Source organism: Proteus appendicitidis (genome assembly GCF_030271835.1).
GTDB lineage: Bacteria > Pseudomonadota > Gammaproteobacteria > Enterobacterales > Enterobacteriaceae > Proteus > Proteus appendicitidis.
Genome location: NZ_CP127389.1, coordinates 2,904,407 through 2,922,239, shown reverse-complemented (window position 1 = coordinate 2,922,239; position 17,833 = coordinate 2,904,407). Strand labels below are relative to the sequence as shown.

General features: G+C 40.1%; 12 protein-coding genes. 10 read left to right on the top strand and 2 right to left on the bottom strand.

Features of this window, described 5'->3' with window-relative positions; translation table 11 throughout:
• The first annotated feature begins 9 nt into the window (after nt 1-9).
• The 8 genes from aceE to QQS39_RS13695 all read left to right on the top strand — a co-directional run bounded on the left by aceE (nt 10) and on the right by QQS39_RS13695 (nt 12,326).
• Nucleotides 10-2,676, top strand: coding sequence for a pyruvate dehydrogenase (acetyl-transferring), homodimeric type (aceE, locus tag QQS39_RS13730; protein ID WP_151435730.1), 2,667 nt, complete (start codon nt 10-12; stop codon nt 2,674-2,676).
• 12 nt (nt 2,677-2,688) lie between these two features.
• Nucleotides 2,689-4,557 (top strand): pyruvate dehydrogenase complex dihydrolipoyllysine-residue acetyltransferase, encoded by a 1,869-nt coding sequence (gene aceF, locus QQS39_RS13725; protein WP_285804723.1) that lies wholly within the window; start codon nt 2,689-2,691, stop codon nt 4,555-4,557.
• A gap of 200 nt (nt 4,558-4,757) precedes the next feature.
• Nucleotides 4,758-6,185, top strand: coding sequence for a dihydrolipoyl dehydrogenase (gene lpdA, locus QQS39_RS13720; RefSeq protein ID WP_075670832.1), 1,428 nt, complete (start codon nt 4,758-4,760; stop codon nt 6,183-6,185).
• A 475-nt stretch (nt 6,186-6,660) separates the two neighbouring features.
• Complete coding sequence (gene acnB, locus QQS39_RS13715; RefSeq protein ID WP_151435727.1) at nt 6,661-9,258, top strand: bifunctional aconitate hydratase 2/2-methylisocitrate dehydratase; 2,598 nt, start codon at nt 6,661-6,663, stop codon at nt 9,256-9,258.
• 136 nt (nt 9,259-9,394) lie between these two features.
• Nucleotides 9,395-9,766, top strand: coding sequence for a YacL family protein (locus QQS39_RS13710; protein ID WP_151435726.1), 372 nt, complete (start codon nt 9,395-9,397; stop codon nt 9,764-9,766).
• 92 nt (nt 9,767-9,858) lie between these two features.
• Entirely contained in the window at nt 9,859-10,719 is an 861-nt protein-coding gene (gene mscS, locus QQS39_RS13705) for a small-conductance mechanosensitive channel MscS (protein ID WP_151435725.1), read from the top strand.
• A 164-nt stretch (nt 10,720-10,883) separates the two neighbouring features.
• Entirely contained in the window at nt 10,884-11,507 is a 624-nt protein-coding gene (gene argO / locus QQS39_RS13700; RefSeq protein ID WP_151435724.1) for an arginine exporter ArgO, read from the top strand.
• Nucleotides 11,508-11,591: 84 nt separating this feature from the next.
• On the top strand, nt 11,592-12,326 hold the full coding sequence (locus QQS39_RS13695) for an oxidative stress defense protein (RefSeq protein WP_109419752.1): 735 nt from the start codon (nt 11,592-11,594) through the stop codon (nt 12,324-12,326).
• A 74-nt stretch (nt 12,327-12,400) separates the two neighbouring features.
• Here QQS39_RS13695 and QQS39_RS13690 read toward each other — a convergent pair whose 3' ends face one another.
• Nucleotides 12,401-13,300, bottom strand: a complete 900-nt coding sequence (locus QQS39_RS13690; RefSeq protein ID WP_069367724.1) for a LysR family transcriptional regulator ArgP — start codon at nt 13,298-13,300, stop codon at nt 12,401-12,403.
• Between the two features lie 160 nt (nt 13,301-13,460).
• Between QQS39_RS13690 and rpiA the strand changes: the two genes are divergently transcribed.
• Both rpiA and serA read left to right on the top strand, forming a co-directional pair.
• The gene (rpiA, locus tag QQS39_RS13685; RefSeq protein ID WP_151435722.1) at nt 13,461-14,117 is read left to right on the top strand and encodes a ribose-5-phosphate isomerase RpiA; all 657 of its coding nucleotides are present in this window, start codon (nt 13,461-13,463) and stop codon (nt 14,115-14,117) included.
• A 272-nt stretch (nt 14,118-14,389) separates the two neighbouring features.
• Nucleotides 14,390-15,640, top strand: a complete 1,251-nt coding sequence (gene serA / locus QQS39_RS13680; RefSeq protein ID WP_196570291.1) for a phosphoglycerate dehydrogenase — start codon at nt 14,390-14,392, stop codon at nt 15,638-15,640.
• Nucleotides 15,641-15,712: 72 nt separating this feature from the next.
• Here serA and QQS39_RS13675 read toward each other — a convergent pair whose 3' ends face one another.
• Entirely contained in the window at nt 15,713-17,818 is a 2,106-nt protein-coding gene (locus tag QQS39_RS13675) for a type I secretion system permease/ATPase (protein ID WP_285804722.1), read from the bottom strand.
• Nucleotides 17,819-17,833 lie beyond the last annotated feature (15 nt).

Here is a 17,833-nt window from a genome sequence, read left to right as displayed (position 1 = left end):
GAATACACCATGTCAGATATGCTGAAAAATGACGTGGATCCGATCGAAACTCGCGACTGGTTACAAGCGATCGACTCGGTCATCCGTGAAGAAGGTGTTGAGCGTGCACAGTTCCTGATTGATCAGGTATTAAAACAAGCCCGTAATGGTGGTCTTAATATCGCTTTGGGCGGCTCTGTACACAGTGATTATATCAATACCATTCCTGCTGAAGATGAACCCGCTTACCCTGGCAATCTGGAATTAGAGCGTCGAATTCGTTCTGCTATTCGCTGGAACGCAGTAATGATGGTTCTGCGTGCATCCAAAAAAGATTTGGAACTCGGCGGACACATGGCGTCATTCCAATCTTCTGCAACTTTATATGAAGTGTGCTTTAACCATTTCTTCCGTGCGCAAAATGAAACTGATGGCGGCGACTTGGTTTACTTCCAAGGTCATATCTCCCCAGGTATCTATGCGCGTGCATTCTTAGAAGGTCGTTTAACAGAAGAACAATTAAACAACTTCCGTCAAGAAATTGGTGGTAAAGGTTTATCTTCTTATCCGCACCCTAAATTAATGCCTGAGTTCTGGCAGTTCCCAACTGTTTCTATGGGTCTGGGACCACTATCTGCAATTTATCAAGCTAAATTCCTGAAATATTTAAATCATCGTGGCCTGAAGAACACCACTGCACAAACTGTGTATGCGTTCTTAGGTGATGGTGAAATGGACGAACCAGAATCTAAAGGTGCTATCACTATCGCTGTTCGCGAAAAATTAGATAATCTGTGCTTCGTAGTTAACTGTAACTTACAGCGCCTTGATGGCCCAGTGACAGGTAACGGCAAAATTGTTAACGAATTAGAAGGTATCTTCGCGGGTGCTGGCTGGAACGTTATCAAAGTCATGTGGGGCGACCGTTGGGACGAACTGCTGCGTAAAGACACTTCAGGCAAACTCGTTCAATTAATGAACGAAACGCTGGATGGTGACTACCAAACGTTTAAATCACGTGACGGTGCTTACGTTCGTGAACACTTCTTCAATCGCTACCCAGAAACTGCTGCATTAGTTAAAGACATGACTGATGATGAGATTTGGGCATTAAACCGTGGTGGTCACGATCCGAAGAAAGTCTTTGCTGCATTCCAAAAAGCAAAAGAAACTCAAGGTAAACCAACTGTTATTTTAGCTCAAACCATCAAAGGTTATGGTATGGGTGAAACGGCGGAAGGTAAAAACATCGCTCACCAAGTTAAGAAAATGAACATGGATGGCGTTCACCATTTCCGTGATCGTTTCAACATTCCTGTTGCTGATGAGCAAATCAAAGATCTGCCTTATATTACTTTTGACAAAGAGTCAGAAGAGTACAAATACCTGCATGCACGTCGTCAGGATTTAGGCGGTTATTTACCTGCTCGTCGTCCACGTTTTGAAGAAAAACTGGATATTCCAACACTGGAAGATTTCAGCCAATTACTGGAAGAACAATCTAAAGAGATTTCAACAACTATCGCATTCGTTCGCGCTCTGAACGTGATGTTGAAAAATAAATCTATCAAAGATCGTTTAGTACCAATTATTGCAGACGAAGCTCGTACTTTTGGTATGGAAGGCTTGTTCCGTCAAATCGGTATTTATAGCCCGAATGGCCAACAATATACGCCTCAAGACCGTGAGCAAGTTGCTTACTATAAAGAAGACGTTAAAGGTCAAATTCTGCAAGAAGGTATCAACGAACTGGGTGCTGGCGCATCTTGGTTAGCCGCTGCAACATCTTACAGCACTAACAATCTGCCAATGATCCCATTCTATATCTACTACTCAATGTTTGGTTTCCAACGTATTGGCGACTTATGTTGGGCTGCGGGCGACCAACAAGCGCGTGGTTTCTTAGTTGGTGGTACTTCAGGTCGTACAACACTTAACGGTGAAGGTTTACAGCACGAAGATGGTCATAGCCATATTCAATCGCTGACTATCCCTAACTGTATCTCTTATGATCCAGCATTCGCTTATGAAGTTGCTGTTATCATGCAAGACGGTTTAGAGCGTATGTATGGTGATAAACAAGAAAACGTTTATTACTACATCACTACACTGAACGAAAACTACCATATGCCAGCAATGCCAGCCGGTGTTGAAGAAGGTATCCGTAAAGGTATCTACAAGCTGAAATCACACGAAGGCGCGAAAGGTAAAGTTCAGTTACTGGGTTCAGGTTCTATTCTGCGTCACGTTCGTGAAGCCGCAGAAATTCTGTCTGCTGAATACGGTATTGGTTCTGATGTTTATAGCGTAACTTCATTCACTGAATTGGCTCGTGATGGTCAAGATTGTGAACGTTGGAACATGCTGCACCCATCTGAAGCACCTCGCGTACCTTACATCGCTCAAATTATGAATGATGCACCAGCTGTTGCGTCTACTGACTACATGAAACTGTTCGCTGAACAAGTTCGTACTTATGTACCAGCAGACGATTACCGCGTATTAGGTACTGATGGTTTCGGTCGTTCTGATAGCCGTGAAAACTTGCGTCACCACTTCGAAGTTGATACTTCTTATGTGATTGTTGCTGCATTAGGTGAATTAGCTAAACGTGGTGAGATTGATGTGAAGGTTGTTGAAGACGCAATCAAAAAATACAACATCAACCCTGAAAAAGTAAACCCACGTCTGGCGTAAGAGGTAAAGTGAATGTCTATTGAAATTAAAGTCCCAGATATCGGTGCTGATGAAGTTGAAGTCACCGAAGTGATGGTGAAAGTGGGCGACCGTATTGAGGAAGAACAATCCTTAATCACCGTAGAAGGCGATAAAGCATCTATGGAAGTCCCATCACCACAAGCGGGTGTAGTTAAAGAGATTAAAATTGCCGTGGGCGATAAAGTCCAAACGGGTTCTCTTATCATGATTTTTGAAGCAGAGGGTGCCGCGCAAGCAGCACCAGCTCAAGCGGCTGCGCCTGCACCAGCTGCAGCGCCAGCAACAGCAGCACTGAAAGAAGTTCATGTTCCAGATATCGGCGGTGACGAAGTTGAAGTTACTGAAGTAATGGTAAAAGTGGGCGATAGTGTTGCTGAAGAACAATCACTGATCACTGTTGAAGGCGACAAAGCTTCAATGGAAGTTCCAGCACCATTTGCGGGTGTAGTGAAAGAAATTAAAATTGCAACAGGTGATAAAGTGAGCACAGGCTCTCTTATCATGGTATTTGAAGTTGCAGGTAGCGCACCTGTTGCTCAAGCGGCTGCACCAGCTCCAGCGGCATCTGCACCAGCAGCATCCGCTGTGAAAGAAGTGAATGTGCCAGATATCGGTGGTGATGAAGTTGAAGTTACTGAAGTGATGGTGAAAGTAGGTGATTCCATCTCTGAAGAACAATCACTGATCACTGTTGAAGGTGACAAAGCTTCAATGGAAGTTCCAGCACCATTTGCAGGTGTGGTTAAAGAGATCAAAATTGCAGTGGGCGACAAAGTGAAAACTGGCTCACTGATCATGACTTTCGAAGTTGCCGGTGCAGCTCCTGTTGCTCAAGCACCAGCCGCCGCTGCTCCTGCACCAGCAAGTTCTGCACCAGCAGCACCTGCTAAAGCACAAGCGACAGCGCCAGCTGCGAAAGAAGAGTTTGTTGAAAATGATGCTTACGTTCATGCAACACCTGTTATTCGTCGCTTAGCGCGCGAATTCGGTGTGAATTTAGCGAAAGTAAAAGGTACTGGTCGTAAAGGTCGTATCTTACGTGAAGACGTTCAGTCTTACGTGAAAGAATTAATTAAACGTGCTGAATCAGCGCCAGCTAATGCAGGTGGCGGATTACCAGGCATGTTACCTTGGCCGAAAATTGACTTCAGCAAGTTTGGTGAAATTGAAGAAGTTGAATTAAGCCGTATCCAGAAAATCTCTGGTGCTAACTTAAGCCGTAACTGGGTGATGATCCCTCACGTAAATCTGTTTGATGAAGCAGATATTACTGAGGTTGAAGAATTCCGTAAGCAGCAAAATAAAGAAGCAGAGAAGAAAAAACTGGATGTTAAGATCACGCCGTTAGTCTTCGTAATGAAAGCAGCAGCGAAAGCTCTGGCAGATATGCCACGCTTTAACAGCTCTATCTCTGAAGATGGACAGAAACTGATCCTGAAAAAATACATCAATATCGGTATTGCAGTAGATACACCTAACGGTCTTGTTGTTCCTGTTTTCAAAGATGTTAACAAAAAAGGCATTATAGAACTGTCTTATGAGTTAGCTGAAGTTTCTAAGAAAGCGCGTGCAGGTAAACTGACAGCAGCAGATATGCAAGGCGGATGTTTCACTATTTCTAGCCTTGGTGGTATCGGTACTACCGGTTTTGCACCAATCGTTAACGCACCAGAAGTTGCGATTATGGGACTTTCCCGTTCTTCTATGAAACCTGTATGGAATGGTAAAGAATTCGTACCACGCTTGATTTTACCAATGTCATTATCTTTCGATCACCGTGTGATCGATGGTGCTGACGGTGCTCGATTCATCACTCTGATTAATCAGTACATGAGCGATTTACGTCGTTTGGTAATGTAATTTTAAAACCGGTGCTTAGCGCCGGTTTCTCTGATTACAGTGATGGATTTTACAGTCATACATCTTAGGTTGTGAGATCCGTCATGTTAGAGCGCTTTTCAGTTTATTAACATTTCTGTAAACTGCATGCGGTATGTAAGTCTCGGTGTTAAATATGGATTATCGTCTGACTCGCCGGACAAATAAATAATGAGGTCACGATGAGTACTGAAATTAAAGCACAGGTAGTGGTTCTCGGTGCAGGCCCTGCGGGTTATTCCGCGGCGTTCCGTTGCGCTGACTTAGGTTTAGAAACAGTTTTAGTTGAACGTCACTCTACTTTAGGTGGTGTTTGTCTGAACGTGGGTTGTATCCCTTCTAAAGCGTTACTCCACGTTGCTAAAGTTATCGAAGAAGCGAAAGCATTATCTGAGCACGGTGTTGTATTTGACGCACCAAAAACAGATATCGACAAAATTCGTATCTGGAAAGATAAAGTTATCTCTCAGTTAACGGGTGGCTTAGCGGGCATGGCTAAAGGCCGTAAAGTTACTGTCGTTAATGGCGAAGCACGATTCACTGGTTCTCACACATTGTCTGTTGAAGGTGCTGAAGGTACAACTACCATCACTTTTGACAACGCAATCGTTGCTGCCGGCTCTCGTCCAATCGAATTACCATTCATTCCACATGAAGACCCTCGTGTATGGGACTCTACAGATGCACTGCAACTGAAAACCGTACCAGAGCGTTTACTGGTGATGGGTGGCGGTATCATCGGTCTGGAAATGGGAACGGTTTATCATTCTCTGGGTTCTCAGATTGACGTAGTTGAAATGTTTGATCAGGTTATTCCTGCTGCTGATAAAGACGTGGTTAAAGTATTTACCAAACGTATCAGCAAGAAATTTAACCTGATGCTAGAAACCAAAGTAACTGCAGTTGAAGCAAAAGAAGATGGCATCTACGTAACGATGGAAGGCAAAAAAGCCCCAGCAGAACCACAACGTTACGATGCAGTATTAGTTGCTATCGGTCGTGTACCTAACGGTAAACTGTTAGACGCAGGTAAAGCTGGTATCGAAGTTGATGATCGTGGCTTTATCCATGTTGATAAACAAATGCGTACTAACGTACCTCACATCTTTGCTATCGGTGACATCGTTGGCCAACCAATGCTGGCTCACAAAGGTGTTCATGAAGGTCACGTTGCTGCAGAAGTTATCTCTGGTAAGAAACATTACTTCGATCCTAAAGTTATTCCATCAATCGCTTATACTGAACCAGAAGTTGCATGGGTTGGTATGACTGAAAAAGAAGCGAAAGAGAAAGGTGTTAGCTATGAAGTCGCTTCTTTCCCTTGGGCGGCATCAGGTCGTGCAATCGCGTCAGATTGTGCTGATGGTATGACTAAACTGATTTTCGACAAAGAAACTAACCGTGTTATCGGTGGTGCAATTGTTGGTTCTAACGGTGGTGAACTGTTAGGTGAAATCGGTCTGGCAATTGAAATGGGTTGTGATGCTGAAGATATCGCATTAACTATCCACGCTCACCCAACGTTATACGAATCAATTGGTATGGCTGCGGAAGTATTTGAAGGTAGCATCACTGACCTGCCAAATCCAAAAGCGAAAAAGAAAAAATAAGCTGTTCGTTTACTGAAAACAGTTTAAATGATAAGGGCTAAGTTCTTTATAGAACTTGGCTCTTTTTTTATGGTTTCTATTTGGAATATGACTGTTTCGTGAGGATGCCTATCGATTATTATGTGCGTTAGTTGTTTATTTAACCGTTAATTTCACTTTAGTGCTAATTGGGGGATTAAAAAAACTATAAAAAGTGTGGTTATTAACCCAAATCTTGGTTAAAAGTCTCTGTTATATATTTTGTTTAAGTGTTTTAATCTGAATAAGTGGATATTTGAATCTGATTAATGTTACTTTTATGTGAACGAATTAACATCGTGTTGAAGATTTGCTATGCTGATAGCCCTTAGCTGGGCATAATTTTATAACCTCTTATGTTTTATGCGAGCAAAAGATCCTCTGACCTGGCATCCTTCAACAGACAGGGTGCAGACAGCCGGGTTATACAAAATGACAAAGAAGCGAGGAGACAGTCGTGCTAGAAGAATACCGTAAGCACGTAGCAGAGCGTGCAGCTGAAGGTGTCGTTCCAAAACCTCTCGATGCCACACAAACAGCCGCACTTGTTGAGCTATTAAAAAATCCCCCTAAAGATGAAGAACAATTTCTTCTTGATTTAATTGTTAACCGCGTTCCACCCGGAGTTGATGAAGCTGCCTATGTTAAGGCGGGTTTTTTAACTGCCCTCGCGAAAGGCGAAACCACATCACCTCTTATCACACCAGAAAAAGCAGTTGAATTATTAGGTACCATGCAAGGTGGCTATAATATCCATGCTTTAATTGAATCTCTGGATAATGATAAGTTAGCCCCAATCGCCGCCAAAGCGCTTTCTCACACCTTATTGATGTTTGATAACTTCTATGATGTTGAGGAAAAAGCGAAAGCTGGCAACGTTTATGCTAAGCAAATTATGCAATCTTGGGCTGATGCACAGTGGTTTACTGAGCGCCCTGAATTAGCAGAAAAAATTACTGTTACCGTCTTTAAAGTCACTGGTGAAACGAATACCGATGACTTATCTCCAGCACCTGATGCTTGGTCCCGTCCTGATATCCCATTACATGCTTTAGCCATGCTGAAAAATGCGCGCGAAGGCATTGAACCTGATCAACCGGGTAGCGTAGGTCCAATAAAACAAATCGAAGCATTAAATAAGAAAGGCTTCCCACTGGCTTATGTTGGTGATGTTGTAGGGACTGGCTCCTCACGTAAATCAGCAACTAACTCTGTACTTTGGTTTATGGGCGACGACATTCCGTTTGTTCCTAATAAACGAGGTGGTGGGGTTGTCCTTGGCGGTAAAATCGCACCTATCTTCTTTAATACTATGGAAGATGCGGGAGCGCTCCCGATCGAGGTTGATGTTTCTAAATTAAATATGGGTGATGTTATTGATATTTACCCATACAAAGGTGAAATTCGTAACCATGAAACAAATGAGTTACTGGAAACCTTTGAGCTGAAAACGGAAGTATTAATTGATGAAGTGCGTGCTGGTGGTCGTATTCCATTGATCATTGGTCGTGGATTAACGTCAAAAGCGCGCGAATCACTCGGTTTACCGGTTAGCACGTTGTTCCGTCATGCTAAACCTGTTGAAGCAAGTAACCGTGGTTTCTCTTTAGCACAGAAAATGGTTGGTCGTGCTTGTGGTCGTACAGGTATTCGCCCTGGCGAATACTGTGAGCCAAAAATGACCTCTGTGGGTTCACAAGATACCACCGGTCCAATGACTCGTGATGAGCTAAAAGACTTGGCGTGTCTTGGTTTCTCTGCTGATTTAGTGATGCAATCATTCTGTCATACTGCAGCGTATCCAAAACCTGTTGACGTCACAACGCATCATACCTTACCTGATTTTATTATGAACCGTGGTGGTGTTTCACTGCGTCCCGGTGACGGTATTATCCACTCATGGTTAAACCGCATGTTACTGCCTGACACTGTAGGTACAGGCGGTGACTCACATACCCGTTTCCCTATTGGTATCTCATTCCCTGCTGGTTCAGGCTTAGTGGCTTTTGCTGCAGCAACAGGTGTAATGCCATTAGATATGCCAGAATCTGTTCTGGTGCGTTTTAAAGGTGAAATGCAACCAGGTGTGACATTGCGTGATTTAGTTCATGCTATTCCTTATTACGCGATCCAAGACGGTTTACTGACAGTTGAGAAAAAAGGTAAGAAAAACATTTTCTCTGGCCGTATTCTTGAAATTGAAGGCTTACCTGAACTGAAAGTAGAACAAGCATTTGAACTGGCTGATGCCTCAGCTGAACGTTCAGCAGCGGGTTGTACTATTAAACTGGATAAAGCGCCTATCATTGAATATCTGCAATCTAACATCATCTTACTGAAATGGATGATTGCTGAAGGTTATGGCGATCGCCGTACTATTGAACGTCGTATTACGTCAATGGAAAACTGGCTGAAAGATCCGCAATTACTTGAAGCAGATGCAGATGCAGAATATGCGGCAGTGATCGAAATTGATTTAAATGAGATCAAAGAGCCAATTTTATGTGCGCCGAACGATCCTGATGACGCACGTCTGCTCTCAGAAGTGGCAAACAGCAAAATTGATGAAGTGTTTATTGGTTCTTGTATGACCAATATTGGTCACTTCCGTGCTGCGGGTAAACTGCTTGATCAGCATAAAGGTCAATTACCAACACGTTTATGGGTTGCTCCACCAACAAAAATGGATGCAGCACAATTAACGGAAGAAGGCTATTACAGTGTCTTCGGTAAGAGTGGTGCGCGCATCGAAGTGCCGGGTTGTTCATTATGTATGGGTAACCAAGCACGCGTTGCTGATGGGGCGACAGTGGTTTCAACATCGACACGTAACTTCCCTAACCGTTTAGGTACAGGTGCAAATGTGTATCTTGCTTCAGCAGAGCTTGCCGCTGTTGCGTCATTATTAGGTCGTTTGCCGGAGCCACAAGAGTATCTGGACTTTATGAATAAAGTGGATGAAACCGCAGAAGATACTTATCGTTATCTAAATTTTGACCAACTAGAGCAATATACAGATAAAGCAGACCAAGTTATTTTCCAAACAGCGGTATAACGGTTAATTTATTGCTTTAAAGTATTTTATATGAACAAACGGGAGGCAAATGCCTCCCGTTTTTTGTTATTTTTGTCATAATAAGAATAAGATATTTTTTATCAAAAAAGTAGCAGCTTAATAAGGGGCGTACACCATGGATTATGAATTTCAGCGAGATCTCACTGGCGGTATATTAGCCCGTTTTTCGATGGATCATGAAGCAATAGGTTATTGGCTGAATGATGAAATTCAGGGCGATATTAGTCTGATAGATCAAATTCTTGAAGAAATGGAAGGTATTAAAGGTAGTGAAAGACAGTGGGAATTAATCGGTAAAGAATATAGCCTTTCTATTGATGACGAAGAAGTAATGGTAAGAGCGAATACATTACATTTTGAAACAGATGAAATGGAAGAGGGCATGAGTTATTACGATAACGAGAGTATTGCTTTTTGTGGGCTAGATGATTTTGCTGCTATGCTACAAAAATATCGGTTATTTATTCTGGAAAATAGAAAAAATTAACAAATCCCATATATTTTTTGAATAAATCTGCCACAATATACTATTGAATTACTCTTCTTTTTATTACGTTTTTAAGTTTAAAAGGTGGTCTAATGAATGAATTACCTGCTAGTTTAGATGAAGCAACGGGTTGGTTTGTCGCCAATCAAGATCTCTTTATTCAATATGCTGTGAATATTGTGGCTGCATTTTTGATCCTATTTATTGGGCTTTTTGTAGCAAAAGTGATTGGTAAAGGTGTCGCAAGAGTACTTACGTTGCGCCATATCGATGCAACTGTTGTTACATTTCTGTCTGTCCTAGTTCGTTATACTGTTGTTGCTTTTACCTTAATTGCGGTATTAGGACGATTAGGCGTTCAAACTGCTTCTGTTATCGCTGTACTGGGTGCCGCTGGTTTAGCCGTCGGTTTAGCATTACAAGGTTCGCTGTCTAACTTTGCTGCTGGTGTACTGATTGTTATTTTCCGTCCGATCCGTACGAATGAATATGTGATGATCGGGTCTGTGGAAGGTACCGTAAAAGATGTGCAGATTTTTTCAACCACATTACGTTCAGCCGATGACAGAATTATCGTTATCCCAAATAGCAAAATTATCAGTAGTGAAGTTATCAACTTAACGCGTGAACCTAATCGCCGTACACAAATTATAGTTGGTGTCGCTTACGATGCCGATATTGATAAAGTAAAACAAGTGCTTGGCGATGTTGTTGCAAAAGATAAACGTATTCAACATGAGCAAGGCGTGACTATTCGTTTACATGAAATGGCACCGTCTTCATTAAACTTTGTGGTACGTGTTTGGACAACCAATGGTGATGCATGGCCAGTTTATTGGGATTTAATGGAAGATTTTAAACGCGCATTAGACGCGAATAATATCGGCATTCCATTCCCACAAATGGATGTTTATATGCATCAAACACAAAGTGCGACAGCGAAAGCAGAATAGTCTCACAAGAATAGATGACATAGAGCCACGTTAATAACGTGGCTTTTTTGTATTTATCGCCATTAGTTTTTCTTATTATCAATAAGAATGATTCATTTCCTCTAATATCAAAACCCTTTTATTATTCATCCAATATTAAACGAATAATTATTAGGATATTTTGCATGTTCACAACTTTTTTTCAGGGGTTCTTATTAAGCGCAGCAATGATTTTGCCAATAGGCGCTCAGAATGCCTTTGTTTTACAACAAGGAAGTAAAAAACAGTTTCATTTAATGAGTGCATTTTTATGCGCTTTAAGTGATGTGGTTTTGATCACCGCAGGTGTCTTTGGTGGCAGCGCTCTGCTTAGCCAATCAGAAATACTTTTATTACTGATCACTTGGGGAGGCGTTGCGTTCTTATTGTGGTATGGCTGGAATGCATTTAAAACTGCTTTTTCAAAAGATATTGAATTATCACAAAGTGAAAATCAGGTAAAAAGCCGCTGGCGTGTGATAGTAACATTAGTCGCCGTAACATGGCTGAATCCTCATGTTTATTTAGATACTTTTGTTGTGATAGGCAGTATTGGTGGGCAATTAACGTCAGAATTGCGTCCTTGGTTTACATTTGGTGCGGTATTTGCCTCTATAAGCTGGTTTTTTGCGTTATCACTACTGGCAGCTTGGTTTTCTCCAATATTAAGCAAAGCGCGCGCTCAACGTATTATTAATCTGTTTGTGGGATGTGTAATGTGGTTTATTGCTGTTCAATTAGCGGCACAAGGATGGAAAACTCTCTTTTAATCTTAAAGAACTTTACATCAGATATGCTAAGGTTCTTCTTAGCCATAAAAAATGGTCTTAAATTTTATTATGTCGGGGGTTTTTGTGAAATTAAAAGCAATTGTATTAGCATCCGTGTTTACACTGGGATTACCTTCTTTTGCATTAGCCGCATCAGAGCCAGAAGGACCACATATTACAACATCGGGTAATGCGACAATTAAAGCCGCTCCTGATATGGCAACATTAAATATTCAGGTTAACGAAAGAGCAAAAGATGCAGCTCAGGCTAAGAAACAAGTTGATGAGCGTGTTGCAAAATATTTTGCCTTCTTAAAAGAAAATGGTGTTGTTAAAGAAGATATCGACGCAGCTAATATCCGTACTCAACCAAACTATGAGTATGATAAAAAAGCAGAGCGTTCAGTGATTAATGGTTATACGGCAACACGTACTGTTAATGTTAAAATTAAGAAATTAGAACAGCTTAATACGTTGCTTGATGGCGCATTAGCAGCTGGTTTAAATGAGATTAATAACGTTGAATTTGGCGTAAATAATCCGGAACAATACAAAACAAAAGCACGAGAAGTTGCGATTAAAAATGCCATTGATCAAGCAACGTCAGTAGCAAAAGGTTTCGGTGCGGATTTAGGTGCTGTTTATAGCGTGAGCTATCGTGCGCCAGAAGCTACACCTTATCCAATCGCACAAGTGCGTATGGATGCAATGGCATTAAAAGCACAAGCACCTGCTGCAGTGCAAGAAACCTATGAACAGCAAAGCATCGAGTTTAAAGATTATGTTGATGTGGTTTTTGAATTAAAACGCACTAAATAATCCTGCTGTAATAAAAACAAAATAGGCTTCAATATGAAGCCTATTTTTTTGTGTTGATAAGATGAAATAGCGTATTACTCTTCATCCTGTTTTAAAACTTTACGACCAAAATCAATGAGTGCGTCTGTCACTTTTCTCATGGTTCTACTTTCTGGTGCAAATCGGTGCCAATAAAGCATCCGTCGCTGGCAAAGCCCCGGAGTTAAATCAACCAACTCTCCACTTTTGAGTTCATTAGCAATTTGCAGATGAGGGATCATACAACAGGTTGAGCCTTGTTTAGCTAATTGCACGAAGGCTTCAGAGGAGTTCACAATATGACAGGGTACACTACCGGGCGATAAACCGAAATTTTGTTGTAAAAATGCCTGATGCATATCATCAAGATGGTCAAAGGCAACTGCTGGCGCTTTTAATAATGAAGATTTTGTTACGCCATTAGCAAAGTAGCGTTGAGCAAAGTCAGGAGAAGCAACGAAGAGATAATCGAGAGCGCCTAATTGATCGACAAGGCAACTTGGCAGTGCTTGTGGCTGAATACTAATTGCACCAACAACTTCGCCTCGTCTTAATCGTTCTTGAGTGCGAGTTTCATCTTCCACTTGAATATTGAGACGAATAGGCAGTTGCGTTAAGACGGGATGTAAAGCGGGCAATAACCATGTTGCTAAACTGTCAGCATTCACCGCCAAAGAGAGTAAAAGAGGCGTAGAACCGCTATTTTCATCACCTAACCATTGTTCTTCAAGTAATTCTACTTGATGCAATAGCGCTAATAATTTTTGTCCTTGCTCAGTAGGTTGAGGTGGAACAGTTCTGACTAATAGCGGTTGTCCAAATAAATTTTCTAACTGTTTGATACGCTGAGAAACGGCAGATTGTGTAATACATAACTTTTGCGCAGCTCTTTCAAAACCACGTTCTCGAATGACGGCATCAAGGGCTTGTAATGCTCGATAATCAGGGCGTTTCATTAACAGACTCTCTTCGATTTTATATTCTATTGCTTACTATGCCATATTTTTCGTTGTAATGAGTTAAAATGTTGCTTCTCAGTTTTTGATGTGTCTCGTGCTAGTTTTGAATGCAATATGCTATTCTTAGTCCATTAACGTGATAAATAAGGTTTTTCAAATGACTCAGGATGAATTGAAAAAAGCAGTAGGTTGGGCAGCGCTTGAATATGTAAAACCAGGCATGATTGTGGGTGTCGGTACTGGTTCTACGGCTTCTCACTTTATTGATGCATTAGCAACAATGAAAGGTCAAATCGAAGGCACAGTTTCAAGTTCAGAAGCATCAACTGCAAAATTAAAAAGTTATGGCATCCCTGTTTTCGACTGTAATGAAGTCGATTCTTTAGATATCTATGTTGATGGTGCAGATGAAATTAACCATCAAATGCAGATGATCAAAGGTGGTGGTGCTGCATTGACGCGTGAAAAAATCATTGCAGGTGTAGCGAAAACATTTATCTGCATCGTTGATGAATCTAAACAAGTCGATGTGTTAGGTAAATTCCCACTCCCCGTAGAAGTGATCCCAATGGCGCGCTCTTATGTTGCGCGTGAACTCGTTAAGTTAGGTGGTTTACCTGAATATCGTGAAAACGTGGTAACAGATAACGGTAACGTTATTTTAGACGTTCATAACTTAACTATCCTTAATCCTATTGAACTGGAAAACAAAATTAACAGTATTCCGGGGGTTGTAACCGTAGGATTATTTGCTAATCGTGGCGCAAATGTTGTTTTAATGGGCACCGCTGAAGGTGTGAAAACCATTAAATAATTCTTTTTAAGATAGGTAGCGATGGCTACCTATTTTTTAAATTATTTTAGAAACTGTAAATTCAGTGATATATATCACACGACAGTTATATCTCTCTTTAAAATCCTGCCATTTTCAAAGTCAAAATCATTTTACTCGGTAGAAAATCACTTTATTTACCGCTTATTCTGTCATCACTGCAATCGGTTGTATTGCCACAAAATCTATTTTTGTTATGTTGATGAGACAGGATTTTGTTTTTCATTAAATGTAATAACGATAGGGCAGGGTAAATGGTCAAAGTATCTTTGGAAAAAGAAAAAATAAAGTTTCTACTCCTTGAAGGTGTGCACCAAAGTGCAGTAGAAAATTTAAGAGCTGCGGGTTATACCAATATTGAATATCACAAAGGCGCATTATCGGAAGAAGAATTAAAAGAAGCTATCCGCGATGCACGTTTTGTTGGTCTTCGTTCCCGCACTCACTTAACAGAAGACATTTTTGCAGCGGCTGAAAAACTGGTTGCTGTGGGATGTTTCTGTATCGGTACTAATCAGGTTGATTTAGATGCTGCTGCTCGCCGCGGTATTCCCGTTTTTAACGCCCCGTTCTCAAACACTCGTTCCGTGGCTGAGATGGTACTTGGCGAATTACTGTTATTACTACGTCGTATCCCTGAAGCAAATGCGAAGGCGCATCGTGGAATTTGGGATAAACAAGCCAAAGGCTGTTTTGAAGCACGAGGTAAAAAACTGGGTATTATTGGTTATGGTCACATTGGTACTCAGTTAGGTATTTTGGCAGAAAGCGTTGGTTTAGATGTTTATTTTTATGATATTGAAAATAAACTACCATTAGGTAATGCAACACAAATTCGTCATCTCTCTGAGCTATTGAATATGTGTGACATTGTCAGCTTACATGTGCCAGAAACACCATCAACCAAGAATATGATTGGGCATGAAGAAATTCAGCGCATGAAACCCGGCTCCATTCTTATCAATGCTTCTCGTGGCACTGTGGTTGATATTCCTGCGTTATCTCAAGCATTAGAATCAAAACATTTATCTGGTGCTGCGGTTGACGTATTCCCATCAGAGCCGGGCGCAAATAACGATCCTAACGATCCGTTTGTATCTGAACTTATCAAATTTGATAATGTGATATTAACACCACATATCGGTGGCTCTACCCAAGAAGCACAAGAAAACATTGGTTATGAAGTTGCGGGTAAATTAGCGAAATATTCAGATAACGGCTCTACATTATCTGCTGTTAACTTTCCAGAAGTATCACTGCCAAGCCATGGTGATGATGTAAACCGTTTACTGCATATTCATGAAAACCGCCCAGGTATGATGAATAGCATCAATAAAGTGTTTACTGAAGAAAATATCAACGTAGCCGCACAGTATTTACGTACATCAGGTAACGTAGGTTATGTTGTAATTGATATTACAACACAAACAAAAGCTCAAGCTGAATTAGTGTTACAAAAAATCAAAGCATTACCGGGAACTATCCGTGCTCGTATGCTTTACTAATTATTGATAAGTTATCTGTGATCTATTGAAGGCTCGAAATATCGAGCCTTTTTTGTATCTTTTAATTTTTATTTATTGAATTTGTTGCTGCCATAATTGGTAATAGAGCGCTTGATTTTCTATTAAATGAGCGTGTGTACCTTCTTCTAGTACTCGTCCTTTATCTATTACATAGATATAATCTGAATGCGCTAATGTATTTAGACGATGTGCAATACTGATGACGGTTCTGTTTTTACAAATCTGAGGCAAGTTAGCTAAAATTTGTGCCTCTGATCCATAATCTAATGCTGATGTTGCTTCATCTAAAATAAGAATACGAGGATCTGTTAATAAAGCTCTAGCAAGTGCGATACGTTGACGTTGCCCTCCTGATAAATTGTGACCTCTTTCTCCAACTTGAGTATTAAAGCCTAAAGGAAGTTGCTCAATAAAGTCTAAAGCTCCTGCAAGTTGAGCAGCTTCTGTTATTTCTTCTTCACTGGCATTCGGTTTTGATAAACGAATGTTTTCAAGAATTGAACCACTAAATAAAAAGCTCTCTTGTAAAACGATACTCATGCTTTGGCGTAGAGATAAAGGATCAGCGATAGCTAAATCCATGCCATCAATATAAATTTTTCCTTGCTGGGGCGTATAAAAGCGTTGAATTAAGCGAGTGAGTGTACTTTTCCCAGAGCCAGAACGCCCTGTAATACCAATAAATTTCCCTGCTGGAATAGATAAAGAAAGAGACTCAATAACATCAGGTGTCTTGTCTGTATAACGAAAGTAGACATTTGAAAAAGTAATGCTCCCTGTTATTTTAGGAACGGTAGCTAACCCTTGGTATTGATGTTCTGTGGGATTATTTAAAATATCACCAATACGACGCAAAGAAATGGATGTTTGTTGAAAATCTTGCCAACATTGCGCTAAACGTAAAATAGGCTGTGTAATATGGGCGGCAAATAAATTAAACGCGATAAGTTCACCTACGGTCATTTGTACATTAATAATGAAATTAACGCCTTGCCATAAAATAATTGCGGTAGTGATCTTATGAATAATAAAAATAAATTGCTGAGCGAATAACGCTTTTTTAGCACCAGAAAAACGCTTATTAATATGATCGGTCAGTTTGTATTGCCACTTTTCTACAAAATGATTTTCTGTTGCCGTCACTTTAATCGTTTCTATGCCATTTATCGCTTCTGTCAGTAAACTAATATTATCTGCGTTGGTTTGATATTCTTGCTTTACCCAATAACGAATAATAGGTCCAAGGATAAGCCAAAATATAAAATAAAGAACTAAAGAGCTTAATGTTATCCACGTTAAGGTTGATGAATAAATAAACATCACAAAGATAAACACAGCAATAAAAATAAGATCAAGCACCATCATCAATGCTGAACCAGTAATAAATTGCCTGATATGTGAAAGCTCTTGTATACGAGCAATAATCTGCCCAGATGGGCGTTGAGTAAAAAAATGACTCGGCAAGCGGATGAGATGTTGATATGCCTTTCCTGAAAACTCAGCACTTAATTGACAAGAGACAAAAACATATAACTTATCACGCAAAAAAAGATATATAGGTTCCGTGATGGCAATTAAAACGAATAGACAACCAAATAGATGTAAATTAGATAAATTTCTCCCCGTTAAAACAGTATCGATAAATTTTTCAAAAATAATGGGATTCACTAGAGCAAAGAGTTGAATACAACAAGATAAAATAAAAAATAGGAGTAATGATTTTTTCTGTTTTAGGATAGAAGGAATAAACCAGTTTAGATTAAATTTTGACGATGATGAAGATGGCTCTTTAGCAATAAGTTTTAATATATTTAATTTTTTATCTTTATCAATAATATGTTCAATTTCTATATCATTTATAGGATTTATAATAATTAATTTTGTTTCCTGTATTTTTTTTAAAATATACCAATGATTATTTATTTCGATAAGCGTATCGATAATAAGATCCTCATTATAATCGAGTAAGCAAAAATCACCTTTTAATTCCAAAAGTTGAATAGCTTCAAGAATGTCCCACTTGTTAAGATGCTTTTCTTTACCCAGAAAATGAATAACTTGCTCTCTTTTTATCTTTCCATTTTGTGTTTTTGAGCAACAAATTAATCCATCAATAATTGATGAGTGATATTCTTTTTCTAAATTAATATTATTCATGATATTAAGCACCTT